At 62.5% G+C, this 22,097-nt stretch carries 17 protein-coding genes and 1 pseudogene; 6 read left to right on the top strand and 12 right to left on the bottom strand.

Annotation, left to right across the window (positions count from 1 at the left end):
- Positions 1–27 precede the first annotated feature (27 nt).
- Positions 28–726 carry a DUF1236 domain-containing protein gene (locus ACM43_RS36195; protein WP_271546784.1) on the bottom strand — a complete coding sequence of 233 codons (699 nt, stop codon included), beginning with the start codon at positions 724–726 and terminating at the stop codon, positions 28–30.
- A 336-nt stretch (positions 727–1,062) separates the two neighbouring features.
- Positions 1,063–1,443, bottom strand: a complete 381-nt coding sequence (locus ACM43_RS36190; protein ID WP_271547285.1) for a hypothetical protein — start codon at positions 1,441–1,443, stop codon at positions 1,063–1,065.
- On the opposite strand from ACM43_RS36190, the gene ACM43_RS36185 reads away from it, so the two are divergent.
- Together ACM43_RS36185 and ACM43_RS36180 are read left to right on the top strand one after the other, a co-directional pair.
- The gene (locus ACM43_RS36185) at positions 1,333–1,578 is read left to right on the top strand and encodes a GlsB/YeaQ/YmgE family stress response membrane protein (RefSeq protein WP_271547265.1); all 246 of its coding nucleotides are present in this window, start codon (positions 1,333–1,335) and stop codon (positions 1,576–1,578) included. The two genes, ACM43_RS36190 and ACM43_RS36185, sit on opposite strands and share 111 nt — an antisense overlap.
- A 71-nt stretch (positions 1,579–1,649) precedes the next feature.
- Positions 1,650–1,886 carry a hypothetical protein gene (locus ACM43_RS36180; protein ID WP_271547264.1) on the top strand — a complete coding sequence of 79 codons (237 nt, stop codon included), beginning with the start codon at positions 1,650–1,652 and terminating at the stop codon, positions 1,884–1,886.
- 55 nt (positions 1,887–1,941) lie between these two features.
- On the opposite strand, the gene ACM43_RS36175 is transcribed toward ACM43_RS36180, so the two are convergent.
- The 4 genes from ACM43_RS36175 to ACM43_RS36160 form a co-directional block, all read right to left on the bottom strand.
- Positions 1,942–2,457 carry a ParB N-terminal domain-containing protein gene (locus ACM43_RS36175; protein ID WP_271546782.1) on the bottom strand — a complete coding sequence of 172 codons (516 nt, stop codon included), beginning with the start codon at positions 2,455–2,457 and terminating at the stop codon, positions 1,942–1,944.
- Between the two features lie 223 nt (positions 2,458–2,680).
- A complete protein-coding gene (locus ACM43_RS36170; RefSeq protein WP_271546780.1) occupies positions 2,681–3,376 on the bottom strand; it encodes a hypothetical protein in 696 nt (231 codons plus the stop codon).
- Between the two features lie 11 nt (positions 3,377–3,387).
- Positions 3,388–4,689, bottom strand: a complete 1,302-nt coding sequence (locus ACM43_RS36165) for an ATP-binding protein (protein WP_271546778.1) — start codon at positions 4,687–4,689, stop codon at positions 3,388–3,390.
- 247 nt (positions 4,690–4,936) lie between these two features.
- Positions 4,937–8,704 (bottom strand): vitamin B12-dependent ribonucleotide reductase, encoded by a 3,768-nt coding sequence (locus ACM43_RS36160; protein WP_271546776.1) that lies wholly within the window; start codon positions 8,702–8,704, stop codon positions 4,937–4,939.
- 766 nt (positions 8,705–9,470) lie between these two features.
- Here ACM43_RS36160 and ACM43_RS36155 point away from each other — a divergent pair.
- Positions 9,471–10,370: a DMT family transporter gene (locus tag ACM43_RS36155; RefSeq protein ID WP_271546774.1), complete on the top strand. Its 900-nt coding sequence runs from the start codon at positions 9,471–9,473 to the stop codon at positions 10,368–10,370.
- Between the two features lie 19 nt (positions 10,371–10,389).
- Here the strand turns inward: ACM43_RS36155 and ACM43_RS36150 are convergent, their stop codons facing one another.
- From ACM43_RS36150 to ACM43_RS36140, 3 genes are all read right to left on the bottom strand, one after another.
- Positions 10,390–12,189: an adenylate/guanylate cyclase domain-containing protein gene (locus tag ACM43_RS36150; RefSeq protein WP_271546772.1), complete on the bottom strand. Its 1,800-nt coding sequence runs from the start codon at positions 12,187–12,189 to the stop codon at positions 10,390–10,392.
- An 8-nt stretch (positions 12,190–12,197) separates the two neighbouring features.
- Positions 12,198–13,169, bottom strand: coding sequence for an ABC transporter substrate-binding protein (locus ACM43_RS36145; protein WP_271546770.1), 972 nt, complete (start codon positions 13,167–13,169; stop codon positions 12,198–12,200).
- Between the two features lie 593 nt (positions 13,170–13,762).
- Entirely contained in the window at positions 13,763–14,623 is an 861-nt protein-coding gene (locus ACM43_RS36140) for a LysR substrate-binding domain-containing protein (RefSeq protein ID WP_271546768.1), read from the bottom strand.
- Between the two features lie 111 nt (positions 14,624–14,734).
- Here ACM43_RS36140 and mdcA point away from each other — a divergent pair, with 111 nt between their 5' ends.
- The 3 genes and pseudogenes from mdcA to ACM43_RS36125 form a co-directional block, all read left to right on the top strand.
- A complete protein-coding gene (gene mdcA / locus ACM43_RS36135) occupies positions 14,735–16,381 on the top strand; it encodes a malonate decarboxylase subunit alpha (RefSeq protein WP_271546766.1) in 1,647 nt (548 codons plus the stop codon).
- A gap of 12 nt (positions 16,382–16,393) precedes the next feature.
- Positions 16,394–17,674, top strand: a complete 1,281-nt coding sequence (locus ACM43_RS36130) for a malonyl-CoA decarboxylase domain-containing protein (RefSeq protein ID WP_271546764.1) — start codon at positions 16,394–16,396, stop codon at positions 17,672–17,674.
- Positions 17,574–18,130, top strand: a pseudogene (locus ACM43_RS36125) (alpha/beta hydrolase); the annotation flags it as partial. The gene ACM43_RS36130 and the pseudogene ACM43_RS36125, both read left to right, overlap by 101 nt.
- Before the next feature lie 188 nt (positions 18,131–18,318).
- Here ACM43_RS36125 and ACM43_RS36120 read toward each other — a convergent pair.
- From ACM43_RS36120 to ACM43_RS36110, 3 genes are all read right to left on the bottom strand, one after another.
- A complete protein-coding gene (locus ACM43_RS36120; protein ID WP_271546762.1) occupies positions 18,319–20,577 on the bottom strand; it encodes a CHASE3 domain-containing protein in 2,259 nt (752 codons plus the stop codon).
- On the bottom strand, positions 20,574–20,996 hold the full coding sequence (locus ACM43_RS36115; protein ID WP_157287617.1) for a response regulator: 423 nt from the start codon (positions 20,994–20,996) through the stop codon (positions 20,574–20,576). Before ACM43_RS36115 ends, ACM43_RS36120 begins: the two co-directional genes overlap by 4 nt.
- 240 nt (positions 20,997–21,236) lie before the next feature.
- Complete coding sequence (locus tag ACM43_RS36110; RefSeq protein ID WP_271546760.1) at positions 21,237–21,929, bottom strand: BA14K family protein; 693 nt, start codon at positions 21,927–21,929, stop codon at positions 21,237–21,239.
- Positions 21,930–22,097 lie beyond the last annotated feature (168 nt).

The raw sequence follows: 22,097 nt of genomic DNA, 5'->3' as shown, positions 1-22,097 counted from the left end.
GTTCGTGCGTGATCCGTCGGATTGCGCTTAGCCCTCGATGATATAGACGATCTCGTGGGTGTGCGGACGAAGGATGACGTACCTGCCGCGCACCAGGATGAACTCGTATCCGCGCCACTCCGGATAGATTTCGACGATGCGGCTCGGCAACGCGTGATAACGAACGCCTGCCGGGACGACGGTGCCGATCGACACGTTGAAGTTCACGTTGGTGACTTCCTCTATCTTCTCCTGCTTGATGGCCGTCGTGATCTGGGTGCGCTTTTCAGCGGGAGGCGCGGCGACCGCGGCGGTCGCGGCATTGCCGGTCGTCTTGCCTTCCGGCGCGGTGGGCTTGCTCTCCGCGGTTGGCGTCTTCAGGTCCTTCGAGGTGGTGGCGGAATCGGTCGCCTTTGCCTTCCCATCGGCCTTCATCTCGCCGGTCGTCTTGCTGTCGGCGGTCGGCTTGGTTTCGGGTGCCGAAGTCTTCACGTCCTTGGACGTGGTCGCCGGGGCCATTCCCTCCGCGGCCTTCGGCTTGCCGTCGACCTTTGCGTCGCCGAGTTGCTTTGCATCGGGCGCGCCCTTTGCTGCGGGTGCGGGCGCATTCATCGGTGCCGCGCTGTCAGCTTTCGGCGCAATGGCAGCAGGGGACTCAGAACCCTTTGCTCCGCCTTGAGCCATCGCAACACCGGTCGCAGCAAGCAAGGCCGCAACGGCGACAGAAGCCATCAAAGTATGTTTCATCTGATTTTCCAATTCGATTGAGTATGATGCCGACGAGAGTCAGCCATGGAGAGCAAACGGGCTCGACCAGTCGAAGTTCCGATTCTATTTCTGGTTTAATGACGATTGATGCGCCTTTATCGGAAACGCCTGTACAAGCGGAAAAACAGTGACGTTCGCGAGCTCATTCCCGGTGTGGACTTAGACGCAATCAACATATTCAAATATAAGTTGTGCCAGGAGGAACCGTTGGCCCTTGCGCATGTTGAGCCAACGATACTGTACGCAAGCAGGATCGAACGTCGATCCTGACTCCCTGCAGCGACAAAAAGACCGCATTCGCCTTGCCAGGGCTGCTCAGGCACGGCGCCTGAATCCTCCGAGCGTACCAACCGGAAACTGTCCGAACAGCCCGGCAATGCCATCCGGATCGACCGCGGCTTCGGCCTGGCGATCCGCAAGGAAAGCTCGGCGGGACACGGCCAACGACCCCAACGTCCGACGCCCCTGGTCGACCAGCTTTGCGCAGATCAACCGCCATTCGGACCAAACCATTGAGGTTGCAAAATGCACATGTCGAGCGAAAGCCTTTTGGTCATCCTGTTTGTAGGTCTCGTCGCCGGCTGGCTGGCGGGCCAGATCGTCCGCGGCACCGGCTTTGGGATCGTCGGTGATATCGTTGTCGGAATTCTCGGCGCGTTTGTCGGCAGCTGGCTGTTGCCTCAGCTCGGCGTGCATCTTGGCAGCGGAATCGTCAGCGCCATCGTCAACGCCACCATAGGTGCGGTCCTGCTGCTCCTCGTCGTCCGACTGCTCCGCGGCGGCGGTGGATGGGGAAGCAGCTGGCGCGGGAGTTGGGGGCGGCGCTGGTAACCCCTGCTGAAGCAGCGACATCGCGCGCCGGCAAGACCCGGGCGCGCGGTGACCTCCGGATCGGTGCCTCCATGCTGGACTTTTCGAATGCATCCTTTTCGCCTGAAACGATCGAGGTGATGAAAGCTGCGCTGGACGCGGCGGTTGCGACGCTGCCTGCCCCGGTCGGATCCGCGCATGTTCAGGCGATCGCGGAATCGATCCTCCGCACCGCGAAGGAGGGCGAGCGAGACCCAATCGTCCTGCAGCGCATGGCGCTGATGGAGCTTCAGATCTCGACGCGTTGTGATGCCGATCCCCGAACTTGAGCGCTGGCGCCAAGGCCGGCTGACGTGAAAATCCCCAAGCAGGTCATCCCGGCCATCAATAGCGGCCGCCGCTGCCTTTTTGCTGTGTGATCCAGGCCGACAATGTTTTTGGTGGCGATTTCGCGGTCCGGCCCGGTGATGCCTTCGGCTTGTCGCGGGCGCCCTTCGCTGGACGGGTGCGCGACGCTTCCGCCTGCTTGACGCCCTTCAAGGCAGCCGTCGACGCCTCCGCGGCTTCCTTCTCGAGGCGCAACTGCTTCAATCGTGCCATCTTGATGCGCTCGGCCTCGACTTCGGGTCGCTCGGCGAGCTGCGGCTTGTGTTGAGCAAGCTCGGCCGTAACGAGGACTCCGAGAATGGTCGTCTCTCCGAGCGCCTTGCAGGCCTCTAACCGATGCAGTCCCTCGACCAGAACGAGGCGGTCTCCGTCGCGCCAAACGGAAATCGGGGCCTGTTGTCCGATGTCCAGGATGCTTTCAGCGATCTCCGCGACGGTGTCGGGCCTGATGGCTTTCTTCTGCTTCGTGGGAACGAAGATATTCTCGATCGGGAAGCTTTCCGGTTTGGGCATGACTTGACTCCGCTTCTATCGGGCCCGTCGGAACCGATGCCGGTGCGGTTGGGAGTTTAGGAGGGAAGGGCGCGAGCGCAAAGGCAATTTCGGGGGTGTTGATGAGCCTCGAGCGGATCGAGAACCTCGACTCCGAAATCCAGGAGGCTGCGATTTACCACTTCGGCGCGGCGAGACGAGGCGGATCGATCTAGAATTTAGTGCCTGTGCCGCAATCCGGGAGTTACATCGGGAGTTTTTGGCGCGCCAATTCCTCAAACTTGTTTGCGGTCGTTGCGACGCCTTTTGCCAGAGCATTCAGATGGCGAATGGTCTCGCGCGTATTCTGCTGTATTCCCCGCTGCCTATCAATGTCCGTAAGCGGAGATCCGAAACCGGGATTGCCACGATCGGGGAAAATGGAGGTATCGAGCTTGTTACAAAGGCCGCGCGCTGATCCTATAACGGACGTCAATGCTTTTTGCAGGTCAGCGTCGAGAAATTGATAGTGCGCACCGCGCCAGTCATCAGCAAGTCTCTCGAGTGGGGCTAATTTTTCGAAGCGATAGGGGAACCTAAAGCTGTGATTCGTCAAGAAGGTAATAAGCTCTCGGGTCACAAGTTTGCGGTAGTTAGCCAATAACTCGACGTCATGTGGACTCGCCGCGGGCACTCCTTCTGCTTGTTCAGGGACTACCCGCGAAAGAACTAAGACGAAGATCCCCAAAAGAATGAGTGTAAGGCTCAGCCACGCCGGTGTTTCAGGAATAGAAATGTTTATTCCGAATGTCTCGGCGAGGGGCGAGAGGACGTACTGGATGATGCCGTTGATGGAAACTACGCCACCGATTATGAGCACTAAGGCACCTTTAGCCCAGGCGGTGCCAATCCAGATCTTAAAAAGCCGCTCAACAAACTCTGGAAGCTGTTTAGGCAACATTGGATGCTCAGTTAATCGAGCTTGCGCAATTTGACGTAGGCTCGGAAAACTGGGTCGGAAAATTCGTAATGTCCGCGTTGCTCACCTTTGATGAGTGCCGGACCATATCGCTCCTCGACTAGTCGCGGCATGAGTTGGTCTATGTATTCAATTCCCAACCCTTGCGCAGTCGTTCGGGTTCTTTGCAGCACGACGCGGCCGACTTCATCATTATACAATGTAGCTTCCCCTTGCTGTTCCGCGAGCAGCGTCAGTAGCATCGCGCGTTCCTTACCTCGGCCGATAGCTAGCTGGTACTGTTCTTCCAGGTTGGGGAAAGACTTACCTTCTCTGATCTTCCCAAGTACCTCACCGAAGATCTTCGCGTCGATGTCGTTTGTTCCTACTTCGTTGCCGTACTGAACTGAGGATTTTCCGATCAGCTGTGCGAAATAGGGCAGTCCCTCGCTCAATTCGACGATGTGGTCCACGACTGACTTCGCAAAAGTGACCTTCCCTCGGAATAGCTCAGTCGCAGTTGTGAAGATTTGACGCGTCTCGTCTCCGCTCATTGGTTTGACATGTATCGCCCCTTGCTCGATGAGCCGGGCCACCGATTTGTGGTCCTTTATCAGCGCGCCGATATCCGCTCCGATTCCGCAAACGCCAAATTTTACTGTAGGGGAAGTGAGCGATTTGATCAGTGACCCCATGCCAAATTTGGAGCCGACTACGTCAAACTCGTCCAGCAGGATCAGCACGCCATCGCGTTTCGACCAAATGCGATTGTTAGCATCGACGGATCCACTCACAAAATTTCGGAAAGACTGTATCGTGTCATTCGGGACGACGCTTGCATACTTTTGGGAATCGGAACCCTTTGCCCCCCATTTGACGAGTTTAAGATCCATTCCGCCGGATATCTCGTCAGAGCGCGAGAACTCGGTTAATTCCTTACCGCTGTCTGGTACTAGCCGGAGCAGTCCGTCTTCTGGATCTGTGTCATTGCAAAGCCTTCGGATTAGGTCGTCCGTGTTGTTTATGTTGGAATCGCAGGCGTAATAGACCGTGTAATAGCGACGAGCTGACTTCGGGATGAGGTGGGCGAGACCAGCTTTTTGAGCGATGTCGTAATTGCCATTTGCCATTTGCTGTATCTGTCGCACTAGCGACGATTTTCCTACACCCCGCTTTCCATAGACAGCAATCACGCCTTCCCTGGCGTTGAGGGCGTTCATGCAGCTTTGAATGAGGTCAGACCGTCCAACAAACCGCTTGGGGTCTCGGATTACACTCGAAGTAAAGCCTATTTCGGGATCGACGAATTCAAACATGCTTTCACCGGTAATTGGTGCGCCTTTCTACAAGATGCCTCCGAAATGATCTCTGCGCAACTGTTGGTTGCCAGTGTATTCTGCTCAACGCGCAACGCGGCCGAATTAGGCGAAGCCGTAGCGAGCGTAGTTTGGACCGGGTTCGGCAGTGGTTCGATCTTGGCTTCGATCAGTAAAAGGGCGGCCATTCGGCCGCCCTTTCTCCCTCGTCAAACTCGGACCTAACAACAACGATTACTAGGCTACCTCACGAACACCCCGTCGTGCTTCCACACGTATCGCACTTCATGCACGTCCCATTCCGCACCAGCGTGAAGTTGCCGCACTCGCTGCACATCTCGCCCTCGTAGCCCTTGGCCTTGGCTTCGGCGCGGCGCTCGGCCTTTGTCGGAGCTGCGGTCGCGGCGGTGCCGGCCTTGCTCCACTGCAGCTGCTCCAGCTTCTCCGTGGGGGAGAGGTCGTGCTGGACTTCCTGCTTCAGGGCGACGGCGCCTTCGATGGCGTCACCGACGCGGGCTGACGCACCGTGCGCCAGGGCCGTGATCTTGCTGCCGCCGGAGGGCGCGCTGTCGTTGCCCTGGCTGACTGCGGTCGAGCCGCCGCGCATCACGACGAGGTTGTCGGTCCGCGAGCGGGTGAGGCCGCGCGAGACCAGTTTTGTCGCGTGGTGGCCGCCGTCGTCGTCCGGCTCCTTGCCTTCCTCGACGCCCTTGCCGAGCGCGTCGAAACCCGTCTCGTTGGGATCGACGTGGGCGAGGTCGAAGCGGGAGAGGTAGCTCACCGCGAGCTCGCGGAAGACGTAGTCGAGGATCGAGGTCGCGTACTTGATGCTGTCGTTGCCCTGCACGGGGCCCGCCGGCTCGAAGCGGGTGAAGGTGAAGGCGTCGACATATTCGTCGAGCGGCACGCCGTATTGCAGGCCGAGCGACACCGCGATGGCGAAGTTGTTGATGAAGGAGCGCAGCGCCGCGCCTTCCTTGTGCATGTCGATGAAGATCTCGCCGAGGCGGCCGTCGTCGTATTCGCCAGTGCGCAAGTACACCTTGTGGCCGCCGACGACCGCCTTCTGGGTGTAGCCCTTGCGGCGATCGGGCATCTTCTCGCGCTCGCGCATCACGACGATGCGCTCGACCAGCTTCTCGACGACCTTTTCGGCCACATGCGCGGCGCGCGCCGCCATGGGTTTCTCGTGCAGCACTTCGACCGCATCGTCCTCGTCCTCATCGTCGCTGATGAGCTGCGAGTTGAGCGGCTGGGAGAGCTTGGAGCCGTCGCGATAGAGCGCGTTGGCCTTGAGCGCGAGCTTCCACGACAGCATGTAGGCGGACTTGCAGTCCTCCACCGTGGCGTCGTTCGGCATGTTGATGGTCTTGGAGATCGCACCCGAGATGAAGGGCTGCGCCGCCGCCATCATGCGGATGTGGCTCTCGACCGACAGATAGCGCTTGCCGATCTTGCCGCAGGGATTGGCGCAGTCGAACACCGGATAGTGCTCAGGCCTAAGGTGCGGGGCACCTTCCACCGTCATCGCGCCGCAGATGTGGACGTTGGCCGCCTCGATCTCGCGCTTGGTGAAGCCGACGGCCTGGAGCAGGTCGAAGCCGGGGGCGGCGATCGCCTCGGCGCCGATGCCGAGCTGGTCGCGGATGAAGTCCTCGCCGAAGGTCCACTTGTTGAAAGCGAACTTGATGTCGAAGGCGGTCGGCAGGGCCTTCTCGACCTTGGCGATCGCCTCATCCGTGAAGCCCTTGGACTTCAGCGTGGTGACGTTGATGCCGGGGGCATTCGCCAGCGAGCCGTGGCCGACGGCGTAGGCCTCGATCTCCGCGATCTCGCTCTCGCGATAGCCGAGCGCGCGCAGTGCGGCCGGAACGGCGCGGTTGATGATCTTGAAGTAGCCGCCGCCGGCGAGCTTCTTGAACTTGACCAGCGCGAAGTCCGGCTCGATGCCGGTGGTGTCGCAATCCATGACCAGGCCGATCGTGCCGGTCGGCGCGATCACCGTGGTCTGGGCGTTGCGATAGCCGTGCTTCTCGCCGAGCTCGAGCGCCGCATCCCAGGCCGCCTGGGCATGGCTGACGAGGTCTCCTTGCGGGCAGGAGACGAGGTCGAGCGGCACCGGGTTGACGCTGAGCGCCTCATAGCCGTTGGACTGGCCATGCGCAGCGCGGCGGTGGTTGCGGATCACGCGCAGCATGTGCGCGGCGTTCTTCTTGTAGCCGGGGAAGGTGCCGAGCTCGGCCGCCATTTCCGCGGAGGTCTTGTAGGTGATGCCGGTCATGATCGCGGTCAGCGCGCCGGCGATCGCACGGCCTTCCTTCGAGTCATAGGGCAGGCCCATGGTCATCAGGAGGCCGCCGATATTGGCGTAGCCGAGGCCGAGCGTGCGGAACTCGTAGGAGAGCTCGGCGATCGCCTTCGACGGGAACTGTGCCATCATGACGGAGATTTCCAGCACGACGGTCCAGAGCCGGCAGAGGTGCTCATAGCCCTCGACGTCGAAGCGCTTGGTCTCGGTGTTGTAGAACGTCAGCAGGTTGGCGGAGGCGAGGTTGCACGCCGTGTCGTCCAGGAACATGTATTCCGAGCACGGATTGGACGCGCGGATGTCGCCGGACGCCTTGCAGGTGTGCCAGTCATTCATGGTGGTGTTGAAGTGCAGGCCCGGATCGGCCGAGGCCCAGGCGGCGTAGCCGATCTTCTCCCATAGGTCGCGCGCCTTCAGCGTCTTGGTCACCTTCTTCGAGGTGCGGGCGGTCAGATTCCAGTCGCCGTCGGTCTCGACCGCGCGCAGGAAGTCGTCCTTGAGCGAGACCGAGTTGTTGGAGTTCTGCCCCGAGACCGTGAGATAGGCTTCGCTGTCCCAGTCGGTGTCGTAGGTGTCGAACTGGATGTCCTTGTAGCCTTGCTTGGCGAACTGGATGACGCGCTTGATGTAATTGTCAGGCACGAGGCTGCGGCGGGCGAGCTTGATTTCGCGGCGCAGGGCAGGGTTCTTCTCGGGGTCGAAGCAATCGTCGCCCGAGCCTTCGCAATTCACGCAGGCCTTCAGCACGGCCTTGAGGTGCTTCTGGTTGATCTTGGAGCCCGTGACGAGGGCGGCGACCTTCTGCTCCTCCTTCACCTTCCAGTCGATATAGGTCTCGATGTCGGGGTGATCGACGTCGACGACGACCATCTTGGCGGCGCGGCGCGTGGTGCCGCCGCTCTTGATAGCGCCGGCGGCGCGGTCGCCGATCTTGAGGAAGCTCATCAGGCCGGAGGAGCGGCCGCCGCCGGAGAGCTTTTCGCCTTCGCCGCGCAGGCGCGAGAAGTTGGAGCCGGTGCCGGAGCCGTATTTGAACAGGCGCGCCTCGCGGACCCAGAGGTCCATGATGCCGCCCTCGTTGACGAGGTCGTCGCCGACGCCCTGGATGAAGCAGGCATGCGGCTGCGGGTGCTCGTAGGCCGATTTGGACTTGGTCAGCTTGCCCGTGAAGGGGTCGACGTAATAATGGCCCTGGCCGGGGCCGTCGATGCCATAGGCCCAATGCAGGCCGGTGTTGAACCATTGCGGCGAGTTCGGCGCGACCATCTGCATGGCGAGCATGTAGCGGAGCTCGTCGTAGAAGGCCTGGGCGTCGTCGTCGGTGGAGAAGTACTTGCCCTTCCAGCCCCAATAGGTCCAGCAGCCGGCGAGGCGGTCGAACACCTGCTTGGCCGAGAGCTCGCTGACATAGCGCTCCTTCTCGGGCAGCGCGGCGAGGGCATCAGTGTCGGGCACGGAGCGCCACAGGAAGGAGGGGACGGATTCCTCTTCGACCTTCTTCAGGCGCGCGGCAACGCCCGCTTTACGGAAATATTTCTGTGCCAGCACGTCGGAGGCGACCTGCGACCACTCGCTCGGCACCTCGACGTTATCAAGCTTGAACACGACCGAGCCGTCGGGATTGCGAATCTCCGACGTGGTCAGGCGGAATTCGATTCCCGCATAAGGTGACTGTCCCGCAGTGGTGTGGCGCCGCTCAATCCGCATGGTCTTGCCCCGTCCTTTTCTTTGACCGGTCCCGCCCCTCGTTGTGGGCGTGCCGGGTCGTCATTGCATTCGCGGCGCCTTCGGCCGTTCGGCCTCGGGGCTCCGCAGTTCAGCCGGTGGATCCGGCCCTGTTTTTTCCCGGCGCGAGCTCGATGCGTCGCATCGATCATCCCGCCGGCATGTCCACACCCATCCGCCCCCAAGGGGATGTGCGCGACATGCGTTCAACGCCCCACACGTCACTTCGTCATCGATGCCATCCGAGCCTGTTGCCGGCCCGTTCTGGCGCCCCGAAGAGCCTGCATTCCGAGGGCAGACAAGCCCTCATCCGCAGCCTTTGGCCGGCTGGCGGAGCTGAAATTTGCGAGACCCTTTGGGGGAGTGCCGGCGGGACGCAAACTCACTCGCGCCGAACGGACCGAAAGCTAGGACTCTCCGTTGCGCCCGTCAAGAACTAGTGCGAGTTCCTGAATCAAATACTAAATATGGTGGATTGTGGGGGATAACAGGGGTCTTCGCCGCGCCTGTCGTGGACCCAAGTATCAGTGAGTCCTCAGGGATTCCCAACTGAAAAAATTTGCATGCCGTGATGACGCGGGGCCTTCATCCCGCTGTTCACAGGGCAGGTATATTTTTGAGCAATGGGATTGCGTCAGCAGGACTCACGTAGCCCTACGGACGGTGAGGGCAGGCATGCCCGCCAGAGCGGTGGTGGGACCTGCGAATCCGGGCCAAGGTGGTCCCAGATTTTGCCGGACTAGCCGACATGCTTGATTCGACGACGCCGGGCGTGCGGCCGCGCATCGCCCCGGCCGGCCTGATGTTCCTTGCGATCACGTCGATCGGCTGGGGCTTCAACTGGCCGGTGACGAAATTCCTGCTCGCCGAGCTGCCGCCTCTGACGCTGCGCGGGGTCACCGGCGTGCTCGGCGCGCTGCTGCTGGCGCTGCTTGCGGTGATCCGCCGGCAAAGCCTGCACGTTCAGGGCGCGATCTGGCCGCGCCTGCTCACCGCAGCCGCGCTCAACGTCACCGGCTGGATGGTGCTGATGGGGCTGGCGCTGCTCTGGCTGCCGGCGAGCGAGGCGGCGCTGATCGCCTATACGATGCCGGTCTGGGCCTCGATCATCGCCTGGCCGGTCCTTGGGGAGCGGCCGACGGTCTTGCGCACGCTTGGGCTGGTGCTGGCTTTCGCAGGGCTTGCCTCGATCATGGGGGGCAACGGCCTTGCCGCCAGCACGGAAAAGCTGCCGGGCATCATCATGGTACTCGTCGGTGCGTTCGGCTTTGCCCTCGGCACGGTGCTCTCGAAGAAGTACCCGATTCACCTGCCGCCGCTCACGGCGGCAGCCTGGCAGATCGGGATCGGCTGCCTGCCGATCTCGATCGTCGGCCTCCTGATCGAGACCACGCATTTGTCGCATGTGACGCCGCTCGGCTGGTGGCTGCTGGTCTATTCGGTCGTCGGGCAGTTCTGCATCGCCTATGTCAGCTGGTTCGCAGCGCTGGCGCGCCTGCCGGCCTCGGTCGCCGCGATCGGCACCATGGCGGTGCCGGTGATCGGCGTCGTGGCCTCGGCGGTCGCGCTCGGCGAGCCGCTCGGGCCAGGGCAGATCGCGGGGCTGGTGTTTACGCTGGCCGCGGTGGTGCTGGCGACACGGGGGTAGCCGTCCGGACGCCGGGGTATCAGTGGTCCTGGGCCTCTTTCTCTCGCATTCGTCGTGCCGAGCCCGGCGGTTTCGACGGAAGGTCAGCAGGTGCGACGGCAAAGACCTCGAGAGCCCGGTCGTAGCCTTTGATGGTTCGCTGTCCGAGCGATGCCATCGGCACGCTATCCCTGACCCTTCCAGCGATCGTGGGATCAGCCAGGATCTGGGCGTCCTTTGCGAGACTGCAGAGCCGCGACGCCAGATTCACCACGGCTCCCATCGCCGTGTAGTCCAGCCGACCGTTATAACCAACGGTTCCTACCGTTGCCGGTCCCATGGCAACGCCCACACCAAAGCCGATCGCGTGGCCGGCGTCACACCATTTGCCGGCAAGGGACTGCACCGTCATTTGCAGGTCGATCGCGAGCCGGACCGCTTGAGTTGCCGGCTGTTCGCATGCGACCGGGGCATTGACCAGGAGCATGACTCCGTCGCCATCAAAGCCGATGAGCGTTGCCTCGTGACGAGTCGTCACGGCGCCGACGGCCTCGTAGTATTCTCGCATGACGGCCATGATGACATCGGGTTCATTGCGCGTGGAGAACGCCGTGAAGCCGCGCAAGTCGCCAAAAATGACAGCCACTTCACGTCGCTGCCCTTCGAGCAGTTCGTGAGAATGTTCGACCAATTCGGCGACCTGTGACGGCAGGAACTGCTTCAGCCGTTCGATCCGCGCAGATTTCTGCTGCGAGATCGCCAGTTCAGAAGCCATTTCATTGAAACGCAACGCCAGCTGCTGCAACTCGTCACCGCTGAAGATTTTGATGCGATGCTCGAATTGTCCGGTTCTAATCCGCTCCACGCCCTCTTCCAGTTGCTTGATCGGACCGGACATTCTGTGCGCGCGCCAATAGGCGAGCGCCAGCGCGACAAGCACACCGAAGGCAATGAGGATCGACGATCGCCACAACGCCGCGCGAATTGATGCGAAGGCTTCCGAGGTCGGCAGCATCGCGATCACCGTCCATCCCACATCGGCGGCCTGAACGGACAGCGCCACCACCGGGTTGCCTTGGTCCCCGGTTATCACCGCCGCTCCACTCGCCGCGCCAACGAGATGCTTGATCCGGCCGAAACTGCCCGAGCTGGCGCGACCGCGCAGAACCAGACTGATATCGGGATGTGCGATCAGATGACCGGAGTTATCGACGACAATGGCGTAGCCGGTCTCGCCAATTCTGATGGCTGCGATGACGTCCCAGATCAGCTTCAGATTGACCTCGGCGATCGCAACCCCCGCTTCCGGCAGGCTCCCGGCAACCGCGATCCTCATGTAGGGCTCTGAATCTCGCTGGTACTGAACCGGTCCGTACCAGACTTTGTTGGCGCGAGCGCCCAGAACAGCGGGATCTGCAGACATATCAATGCCGCGTCCGGTCCTGTTCAGATGCAGCCTGGAGACAAAGACCCGTTCGGTGCCGGTCTCATCCAGGAGCGAAACCGAAACGATAGCAGGCACCTGCTGGAGGAGACGCATGGCATCGATCTTATGTTGCGCATCGCCTCCGGCAGCCCAGGGAAGCTGCACCATCCAACCCAGCTGATCTCGGATGCCTTCGCTGAACGCCTCGATCCTGTCGGACGCCGCGCGAGCATCGGCCTGCAGCACCGCGCTGATCTGGCGGCGCTGGTCTCGATAGCCGAAAGAAGCCTCGACGGCCGCGCCGAGTATCAGAGGCACGACCGCAGCGACAAACAACGTCGCGAAGTACTTGCAGAACAGCGAGCGACGCGGGGGCATCGTACACGAAGAGGGCTGCGCAGCACCGTCCGTCATAACTACGCTCAGGAGATCACCTTGCTGGCGCGAAACAGGATCGACGACACATCCAGATCCATACCCAGAAGCCTGGCTGTCTTCATATTGACTGCCAGTTCAAACTTCTCGGGACGTATCACCGGAAGATCTGACGGATCTTCACCGCGCAGGATGCGATCGGCGTAATTGGCAAGCCGAAAATAGGTCGTGCGCTGGTTTGCGCCGTAGCTCAGGAGACCTCCAGCGTCACAATATTCAGACCAGCCAAACATCGAGGGCAGCCGGCGCGCGATTGCAAGCTCCGCAATCTTCGCACGATGCACCAGCGTCACAGCATCGGGAAACACGAGGAGAGCATCCGCGTCCACCTTGCCGGCAGCCATCAACCCGTTCTCGATTTCGCGAGCGCCGGAGAACGGAACGTAGGCTGCCTCAATGCCGAGATTTCGGCACGACTCCAAGGTCGCACGCCATTCCAGCGGCTCTCCCGGATGATCCGTGTTCGAGAAGACCGCCAGTTTTCGCAGCTTTGGATAGATGTCCTTGAGCAGCTCAACGCGCTTTCCTGCCAGCTCGAGTGACAGGAATGTGCTGCCGGTGAAATTGGTGCCGGGGTGAGAAAGGCTCTTCACCACACCCAAAGCGACGGGGTCGCCGCTCAATGCAAACAGCACGGGGACGTCGGTGACGGCAGTCATGGCGCGTGTCGCCGGACCGCTCGAGACCACGAGGTCGATATCCGCTCGCTGCAACTCGGAGACGATCTTGCGCAGTGCCTGCGGATTTCCAGGAGCATAATGCGTCTCGAAGGTTAAGTTCCTGCCCTCGACGTATCCCAGCGCGCGCATTCCCTCGCGAAAGCCGTCCAGGAAGGGATCCGGTTCGGACTCAGTCGAGACCCAGAAGATACGATGCAGCTTGGTTCCGCCCTGCGCCCGTGCGATCGCAGGCCAGGCCAGTCCTCCACCAATCAATAAGATGAACTCTCGTCTCTTCATGCGAGCACCTGTCGAAACTGGGCCGGCAGTTCCGGCCGCAGACCAAGATCCGAGCCGTGCATCTGGTGACTGCGCTTGGTATCGCGCTCCGCAAGCGGACTCTCGCGACACCGACTCCAACATTTGTCGCCGAGAGCATGCTCAGAGACTGGGTTGGTGAGACGCTTTGTCCTTGAGATGCGCTTGATTTTTGCTTGAGACCGGCCCGGTTAAGACCAAAACGGCCTTACGCGTTGCATCGCGCGGTGTCCGAACACCTCCAGCGCGGATCCGAGCTAGCTATGGCGTCTCAAGAGGACAGTTGGAACTCACATCCTGAGCCAGTGCCCACGACCTCATAGATTGGGTGACTGCAGCGCCTTCGGCAACTCACGGGCTAGTGCGTGTACTCATACGGGCTAGGGGGTGTACTCATAAAGGTAATGTTCGCTCCTGAGGACGAGCGGAGATATTCTGATCTGCCAGAGCATTACTGCTTGTGACCCAGAGCCGTCATGGGACCGATGCGCTCAATACCGCCTGACGGATCCTCATCATTGCGAGATGAACCAATCTGCACCCTGGGGTTTGGACCCGCAACGGAACGTAGGGCGCTAAATCGTCGGGCGCGCTGGCGATTGCCCAAGTGCCAGAAGCGCTGCGGCCAGCGCCGCCGCGGCCTTTTCGGGCCGGGCTTTCTCATAGATTGCGAACTCAAGGTCAGGAAGGCGCGGCAGCCCCTCTTGCGATCCCAGAATGCGCAAACCTGCAATGACCGCGCTCGCGGGAAGCGGCGTGATGGCGAGACCAGCGAGCGCCGCCGCGCGCACACCTGTCAGGCTGGGGCTGGTATAGATGATCTCCCACGTCAGTTCGCTGTCATTTAGCGCGGCGAGCGCTGCCTCACGCGATACTGACCGCTCGCGATAGAGCGCCAGCGGCAGCACCGCGCCCGGAACCAGATCAAACGCGTCGGCGGCGGCCCAGACCATGGGTTCGCGCCAGACCAGGCGCCCACGCGACGTACCGAGCGGACGCTTAGCGAACACGACGTCGAGTCGTCCCTTGTTCAACTGCTCGATCAATTCCGCACTAACGCCGATCTGCACCTCGAGCTTCACGCTCGCGTGCAACATGGCGAAGCGTCCCAGCGCCGATGGCAGCGAGCCGCCGGCGACTTCCTCGACCACTCCAAGACGCACGGCTCCTGACAAACGCGGCGCTGACAGGCGATGGCGGGCCGCCTCCTCGAGTTGCAACAGACGACGGGCGTCACCCAGCAGCATCTCTCCATCGTCGGTCAGCGCGACGCTGCGGGTCGTGCGCCGGAACAGCGGACGTTTGGTTTCAAGCTCCAATCGCTTGATCTGCTGGCTGATGGTCGACTGCGTCAGATTGAGCCGTTCGGCGGCGCGGTGGAAGCCGCCGCAATCCGCGACGGCAACAAAGGAACGCAAAAGCTCGAATTCCAGCATGTCAATTGATCCAAATTCATAATCAGTAACATTACAAAATATCGTTTCTATGATCAATGCTGGTCACCTAACTTCTGCATCGAAGACAGCGTCGAGCGAAGGAGGTTCATCATGCACGCCACATCACGACGGGGAGCGGATCGCTCCGCGAGGCTAGCTCGGGCCGCCACGATCTGCTCTGAAAAGCTCTGCCCTGCCGAGCGCGCGACCGAGTTGCTCGAAGCGATCATCGAGCCGGGCGACCGCGTTGCCATCGAGGGCGACAATCAGAAGCAGGCCGATTTTCTTGCCGCCGCCCTGACGAGCGTGAATCCGGCGCAGATTCACGATCTGCACATGGTGCAGTCGGTGCTGGCGCTGCCCGATCATCTCGCCGTGTTCGAGCGCGGTGTCGCCAATCGGCTCGATTTTGCCTTCGCAGGTCCGCAGAGCCGCAAGCTCGCCGAACTGGTCGGCATCGGCACGGTGAAGATCGGCGCAATCCATACCTATCTCGAGCTCTATGCTCGGATGTTGGTGGACCTGACGCCGCACGTGGCGCTGATCGTCGCCGACAAGGCCGACCGCAACGGCAATCTCTACACCGGTCCCAACACCGAAGACACGCCGACCATCGCCGAAGCCGCGGCCTTTCGCGGCGGCATTGTCGTGGCGCAAGTCAACGAGATCGTTGACCGGTTGCCGCGAGTAGACGTCCCCGGCGACTGGGTCGATTTCGTCATACCGAGCCCAAAGCCTTACGCGATCGAGCCTCTGTTCACGCGCGACCCCGCCAAGGTAAGGGACGAGAACGTGCTGATGGCGATGATGGCGATTGCTGCGGTCTATGAGCCATTTGAGGTCCGGCGGCTCAACCACGGCATCGGTTACGCCACCGCGGCGATCGAGCTGATCCTCCCGACATTTGCCGCCCGGCGTGGCCTGAAGGGCAAGATCGCGAGCCAATTCGTGCTCAACCCGCACCCGACCCTGATCCCGGCGATCGAAGCCGGCTTCGTCGACGGCGTCTATTGCTTCGGCTCCGAGCTCGGTATGGAGCGCTACGTCGCAAAGCACGCCGATATATTCCCGATCGGCGCCGACGGCAGCCTGCGGTCGAACCGGGCACTGGCGCAGGTCGCCGGACAATATGCCTGCGACATGTTTGTTGGCGCCACGCTGCAAATCGACGCGCGAGGCAACAGTTCGACGGCCACGAAAGACCGGATCGCAGGCTTCGGCGGCGCGCCGAACATGGGTGCGGATGCACGCGGTCGTCGCCACGACAGCCCCACCTGGCTTCGCGCCGGTCAGGAAGCAGGCGATCCCTTACGCGGGCGCAAGCTTGTGGTGCAGATGGTGCAGACCCATCAGCCAAACGGCACGCCCAGTTTTGTCGAGCGTCTGGACGCGTTCGATCTGGCCGCCTCCGCCGGCTTCGCATTGCCGCCGGTGATGATCTATGGCGACGACGTGAGTCATGTCATCACCGAGAAGGCCGTTGCGAACCTGTTGCGCTGCCGATCACCGCAAGATCGCGAGGCGGCATTGCGCGCGATCGCCGGCGACACCGAATTTGGCAAGCGCCAATCGCCTGACACAACCGAGAGCCTCCGCCGTCGCGGCATCGTGATGTTTCCGGAAGACCTTGGCATCGACGTCGGCACGGCGACGCGCGATCTGCTCGCCGCCAAGACGATCGATGACCTCGTGGCCGCCTCGAGCGGACTCTACATGCCACCGGCCAAGTTCCGCCGCGCCGTCACCGCCCAAGCTTGAGGAGGAACAGTCATGTCCGCAATCCGCCGAACTTTCAACGATCCATCCAGCACGACAATGCCGCCCCTCGATCGCGCGAAGCAGCTCGCAGCATCGCTGCTCTCCGAGCGCAGCCAGGCCTCAGGAGCGCTGGTCGCGCGGCAATTGCGCGAGCTGCTTGGCGCACTCCACGACAACGATCGCCGCTGCTTTCAGCGCTATCTCGCCACGGAATTTCATCCTCACGGCCCCGCTTTGCGCGCGGCGGCGCAGCGCTACCTCGCCGAAGGCACCGCAGAAGCCGCGGCCGCACTCGCGGGTGCTGCCGAGCCGCCGCGCCAGGAAGTGCTGCGGCGAATCAACATGGCACCCGGCGGGATCAGCGCGCTGATCGCAATGCGCAGCGAAATTGCTTCATACATGCGCACTGACCCCGAACTGAAGTTGCTCGACGCGGACCTCAAGCATTTGTTCGCCTCATGGTTCAACCGCGGCTTCATCGAGTTGCGGCGCATCGACTGGCAGACACCGGCCGCGGTGCTGGAAAAGCTGATCGCCTACGAAGCCGTGCACGAAATCAAGGGCTGGGACGACCTGCGCCGGCGCCTTGCACCCGATCGGCGCTGCTTTGGCTTCTTTCATCCCGCACTTCCAGGCGAGCCACTGATTTTCATCGAGGTTGCTTTGGTGGAAGGACTGGCCACGGCCGTGCAGCCGTTGTTGTCGCAGGACGACGGTGAAGCCATCGCGCGGCAGCGCGCCGCCCGCGCCGACACCGCGATCTTCTATTCGATCTCCAATTGTCAGGACGGACTGCGCGGCGTGGCGTTCGGCAATTTCCTGATCAAGCAGGTCGTTGAAGAGCTGCAGTCGGAGTTTCCGCAGCTGAAGCGTTTTTCCACCCTATCTCCGGTACCGGGATTTCGGCAATGGCTCGCTAATCGGCTTGCAAATGCAAGTGATCCCGATGCGGCGCTGTTATCGCAACTGGAGCGCGATAGCTGGTGGAATGACCCGGCGCATAGCGAGAAGCTGCGCGTGCCCTTGCTGCGGCTCTGCGCTAGCTATCTGACACGGAAGCCCTCGATACGCATCGACCCCGTGGCGCGTTTTCACCTCGGCAACGGCGCACGGCTCGAGCGCATCAATTGGCTCGGCAATACCGCTCTGCGTGCGATTCAAGAATCCTTCGGGATCATGGTCAACTATCTTTATGACCACAACAGCATTGAGACCAATCACGAAGCATTTGTACGCGACGGCACCATCGTCCGTTCGCCTGACGTCGATGCTCTACTGCACATCACCGACTGAGCCGCGATCAAGTTCGTTCGCCGACGGCTCCAGCTTGTCGGAAGTCATTCCGCGCTTACAGGCGGTAGGGTTGAACGTCACCTCCGTGCAAAACCCGTTGACCACACTTCCTGAGGCGGTGGCTGCGGGCGAGCGCGTGCTTGCGCGGCCGCTGGCCTAACGGTTCTGGCCGGTCATTCCTTTTCCGGCATGATCGTCACCAAAGCTGGCGTTCATCCGAACGTCTCGCGCTGGTCTATGTAGCGGCGCGCGGCGGACGCTGGCGAAGACTACACCACGCTCGCTAAGACCTATCCGACTCCACCGGCATCGGCTGGAATCGTGTTTGACGGCGACGAGGGAGGCCTTTCCGAAGAGGCCTTCCTGCGGGATTTCGCGGGTGACCTGCCGAAGGCAAAAGGGAAGGCGCTCTATGCGGTGCAGGAGCCGTTCCAGAGAGCGCTACTCGCCGGCAAGCTGAGAGACAGGCGCAGCAGTCATGGCAGGCTATACTCATCACTATGTAAAGCAGAATGTCTCGCTATTGCAGGGACGATCCGTTGCTGCGAAGGTCGGCTATAGGCCCTTCTCGGACCTCCTGTTATGTCCGCTACTGCGCCGCTGTTGGGGGATAAGCAGACATCGCGGATTTAAGAGTTCACGCGCTAGCTCGGCGCCATCCCGCCGCCGGTCAGCGCCTTCCGGATCATCTCCGCGAGCTGGTTGCGCCGGTAGGGCTTGGTCAGCAGCAGCACGCCGTCGTCGAGCTTGCCGTGATGGACGATGGCGTTGTCGGTGTAGCCGGAGGTGTAGAGCACCTTCACGCCCGGCCGGCGCCTTGCCACCTCTTCGGCGAGTTCGCGGCCGCTCATGCCGCCGGGGATGACGACGTCGGTGAAGAGCAGGTCGAAGCTCTGGCCGGCCTCGATCAGGTCCAGCGCCGCCTTGCCGTCGGGCGCGGCGACCGTCTTGTAGCCGAGGCTCTGCAGCTGCGCGGTGACAAAGTTGCGGACCAGCGGATCGTCCTCGACCACGAAAATGGTCTCGGCGCCGCCTTCGGCCGTCGGCGTGACGCCGGCTGCGACGTCCGCGGCGCCTTCGCCCGGCGGCAGATAGAGCTTGATCGTGGTGCCGTGGCCTTCCTCGCTGTAGATCTTGATGTGGCCGCCGGATTGCTTGACGAAGCCGTAGACCATGGAGAGGCCAAGGCCGGATCCCTTGCCGACCTCCTTGGTGGTGAAGAAGGGCTCGAACGCCATCTGCTGCACGTCAGGGGGCATGCCGGTGCCGGTGTCGCTGACCGCGAGCATGATGTAGGGGCCCGCTGCCACGTCGGCATTGGCCAGCGCATAGGCCTCGTCGAGCACGACGCGGTGGGTCTCCAGCAGCAGCTTGCCGCCGCCCGGCATGGCGTCGCGGGCGTTGATCGCCATGTTGAGCACGGCGTTGGTGAGCCTGGACGGATCGATATGCGTCGTCATCGGCCCCTGTTCCAGCACGGTCTCGATCTGGATCTGCTCGCCGAGGGTGGGGCGCAGAAGCTTTGCGATGTCCGAGATCGCGGCGTTGATGTCGACGTTGCGCGGCTCGAGCGGCTGCCGGCGCGCGAACGCCAAGAGGTGCTGGATCAGGTCGGCGCAGCGTTCGGCGGCATCGTCGATCAGCCGGGCCGTGCGCTGCAGCTCGGGCTGGTCCTTCAGGCTCTCCACCAGCGTCTCGGTGTTGCCGGAGATGACCGTGAGCATGTTGTTGAAGTCGTGCGCGACGCCGCCGGTCAGCTTGCCGATCGCATCCAGCTTCTGCGACTGGTGCAGCTGCCGCTCGGTCTCGCGCGAGGTCGTCGCATCGTGATAGACGAGCACCGCGCCGGAGATGTTGCCTTGCCCGTCCCGCATCGGCCGGCCGCTGACCATGAGATGGCGCGGCGGGTTGCCGCTGTGCGGGCGGACGATCATCTCCAGCTCTTCGAACTGCTCGCCGCGCAGCACGCGCGTCGATGGCAGCTCGTCGGCCGGAAGCGGCGTGATGCCGTCGCCGTGAAACACGTCGGACAGCGCGCGCAGATTGCCGACGTTCATGCCGGTGCGATGCAGCAGCATGCGCTCGGCGGCTGGATTGGACAGCAGCACGGTGCCCTCGGCGTCGATGACCAGCACCGCCTCCGCCATGCTGCGAAACGTGCTCTGGAGCACGTTGACCGACAGGCGCAGCTCGTCATGTGCGGCGACGAGATGCTCAGTGCGCTCGGCCACCGCCGCCTCGAGCGCCGTCTTGGCGGCTTGAGTCTGCTCGAGCGAGCTCTGGAGCTCACCCGTCGTGCGGCGGCTTTCGCGCATCACCAATGCGACCAGGAGCAGGATCAGCACGGCGCCGGCGACGTCGATGCCGAGCAGCACGACGCCGGTGCGGCGCGAATCCTGGGAGCGGGCGGCGAGCAGGCGTTCTTCCTCCGCGCTCAGGCGGTCGAGATTGCGCATCACCGTGTCCATGAGGCCGCGGCCCTCGGCCTTGCTGTTGAGCGCGGCAATGCCGTCCTGGTCGTTGGCGGCCCGCAGGCGCATCGCGGTGGCGGCGATCTCGATCCGGCGCAGCGCCAGCGGCTCGGTGCCCTCAAGCAGGGCGACCTGATCGGGGGTGTCGCGCACGTCGCGCTTGAGCTCGGCGAGGGCCGGCGCGATCTTGGCGTGCACCGCCTGGAACTCGTCGCTGAAGCCCTGGCTGCGATAGAGCTCGTAGCCGCGCGCGGCGCTCTCGGCCCGGCGCAGCAGCACGCGCAGATCGGAGATCTTCTTTTGCACCTGGACGGTGTGGTTCACCGACGCCGCGTCGGACCGCGACTTGACGTCGAGGGCGATCGACGCCGCGGTGATGATCAGGAGGATGGCAAGTCCAGCACCGAGAATGACGCGCTGCGTTGGGATCAAGGGGCTTCTTTCTGGTCCTTCGGCGGCGCGCTCGCGTCCGCGCCGGCGAGGCATTCCCGGATCGTGGTCAGCAACGCTTCCGGCGTGAACGGCTTGCGCAGGCAGCGCGTTGCGCCGAGTTCCAGCGCCATGCGGAGAAAATCGGGAGAGGGCGAGGCGGACGAGGCGAAGGCATAGCCCGACATCGCGATCAGCGGCGTGGCAGGGGCGCGCTCGTGAAAGATGCGGATGGATTCGAAGCCGCGCATATGCGGCATGAAGATGTCGACCAGCATCACGTCGAAGGCTTGCGATTCGAGCGCAGCCAGTCCTGTTTCGCCGCCGTCGGTGAGCGTGACGTCGAAGCCCTGACGTTGGAGGAGGACCTCGATGGTCGCGCCGACCATCGGATCGTCATCAACCACGAGAATACGCGGCATGACACTTCCCAGAAGATCGAAGTCCCCACTGTGATTTGTGATATCCGCGAATCGTGGGTCTGGTCAATTTGGGATTGGATCGCGCAGGATATGCACGGTTCGATGCATAAAGGTCCATTTGCATCGATTTGTATTTATCCGTGCACGCGAGATCGAGCCGAAGCGAGTGAGGAAGACGCCGGTCGCGCAAAAGGCGCCGCATCGCTGCGACGCCTTTCGCCTCTCGTCTCGGCGATCTGCTTACGGGCAAGGATGCCGCCGGCCGTCGTATCCGAGATAGGTGCCCGAGGCCGGGTCGTAAGATTTGAACCGCCGCGCGCAATAGGCGGGGTCGCCGCCGCCATCCTGCACCACGGCCACCGTCGGTTCGTCATAGTAGCCGTAGTAGTAGGGATCATCGTAATAGCCGTAGCCGCTGCCGTAATAGGCGTAGGAGCCGAGGCCGCCGAACGCGGCGCCAGCCGCAAAGCCCGGCCAGAAGCCGCCGTGGCGATGGTGATGGTGGCGGCCGCCGTGCCAGTGACGACCGCTCCAATTGCCGCTGCCGCCCTGCCAGTTGCCCGCGACTGCAGCGCTACGGGTCCCACTGAAGCTTGGCGAGATAGCGGCACGGTCTGCCGCGCCCCCGACGAAACTGCCACCGCCCGGACGAACCGCGCCCCCGGCTGCGAAATTGCCACCGCCCGGGCGCATCGCGGCTCCGCCCCCGAAACCGCCGCCACCGCCCTGGAACGCGGCGCCGCCGCCGCCCATGCGGGCGCCGCCACCGAAGCCGCCGCCTCCGCCACCGACTGCGGCACCTCCGCCACCGACCGCGGCGCCACCGCCCGCTCCGACCGCGGCGGCACGACTCTGCTGCGCAATGCTCGGGCTCGCCAAGGGAAGAACCAACGCCACCGTCGCAGCGGCACTCAATAATTTCAGATTGTTCATGGTAAACTCCTTTCCCGGAAAGCAACCCTGCGAAAGCGCGTGGGTTCCTGGGATCACGCCGGTTTGCGCGCGCATGGACCCTCAGGTCCCGCCGCTGTATCGGGCATGAATGAATCGCGTCCGCTTTGCGGCAGGGCGTGCGCGGCAGGCGGACTTGCGGGGGCGCCG

This window comes from Bradyrhizobium sp. CCBAU 45321 (assembly GCF_028128975.1).
GTDB lineage: Bacteria > Pseudomonadota > Alphaproteobacteria > Rhizobiales > Xanthobacteraceae > Bradyrhizobium > Bradyrhizobium yuanmingense.
The sequence above is the reverse complement of the archived record's forward strand: the minus strand, read 5'-3'. Positions and strand labels throughout refer to the sequence as shown.